1 protein-coding gene and 2 pseudogenes are annotated in these 1,115 nt (G+C 63.3%); all 3 read right to left on the bottom strand.

The genetic code is table 11. The features are described from left to right. A pseudogene (locus H483_RS0120380) lies at positions 1-466 on the bottom strand (hypothetical protein); the annotation flags it as partial. 27 nt (positions 467-493) lie between these two features. Next, positions 494-691, bottom strand: a pseudogene (locus H483_RS40655) (hypothetical protein); the annotation flags it as partial. Positions 692-694: 3 nt separating this feature from the next. After that, the coding region (locus H483_RS0120375; protein WP_238556439.1) for a hypothetical protein at positions 695-1,115 on the bottom strand (421 nt) is incomplete at its 5' end.

Genomic DNA, 1,115 nt, shown 5'->3' with positions numbered 1-1,115 from the left:
GGGAGGGTGTGGAACCCTCGTTGATCAATCGCTGGACCTCTGCTCGCCACTCGTCCTCTCGCGCACGCGTCCACACAAGGGCCTTCGTGCGAGTCGCAGAGGGCATCTTCACGAGGGCTGCCGGGTTCGTCGAGATGTAGCCCTCACGAACAGCGTCGCTTAGCGCGCTTCTGAGGACCGCTCGCACACGTTGTGTCGTCGCGTTCCCGGTAGACGACGTACGGTGATTCTGGGCGCTGGTATTGACCTCCTGCAGCATCGCCGTGATGTGATGCGCTCGCAGGTCGGCCAGGGCGATGCTTCCCAGGTGAGGGATGAAGACCTTCTCGATGTAGCGCCTGTAGTGCGCAGCGGTGTTCGCCTTCACGTCGTGCTTGCTGTCGATCCAGCGGGTGAGGAAGTCACCCGTCGTGATGCGCTTGTCTACGCGAATGCCGTTGGCTGCTTGTGCTCGAAGGTCGTCCATGACCTTCTCGGCCTCGTCGCGAGTATCGAACCCAGATCGAGAGACCTGTCGGCGCTCGCCTGTGTGCAGCGTGAGGCTGAGCGTAAAAGCCCACGCGCCGTGGTTTGCCCACTGCCCGTTCGCTCGCCTCAACTTGGGGCAGGACCGCCCGAGTTGCTTTCGCTTCCCGGTGCTCGGGTCCAGTTCTGAGCAGCCGCACCGTCGATAGACAGAGCCACGGGCCATTGGTTACTTCTCCTTGTTCAACTGAGCCTTGATCTTGCGAGTGAGTGCGCGAGTGACCCCGCCGCGCAGGGTTCGCAGTTCCGACGCCGGACGGCCCTTGTGTTCGACAAGGCGAGAGTCACGCTCGGCGGTGAGCGAGTGACCCCACAGCTCGCGTGCTGCTCTGGTCACTTCGTCCTGCGAGACACCCAGCGTTTGTGCGACCCGCTCGTCTGCGCTCAAGTCCTCCGTGTCGGTGAAGTCGACAGTGACCACTGACGGGGACTCAGGGACAGCGCCGGAGAGGGCCTGACGCAACGTGCTTCGGGGGAGGGTGTGGGACTCGCTTACGACGACTTCGCCGTCTCCTTCGACCCACTCGGTGAGGGGCACGCCGTACGCGAGCGAGAAGAGCACGAGCTCATCGACAGAGACGAACCCACGA

Source organism: Dietzia sp. UCD-THP (genome assembly GCF_000349585.1).
Taxonomy (GTDB): domain Bacteria; phylum Actinomycetota; class Actinomycetes; order Mycobacteriales; family Mycobacteriaceae; genus Dietzia; species Dietzia natronolimnaea_A.
This window is presented reverse-complemented; position numbering and strand designations above follow the sequence as displayed.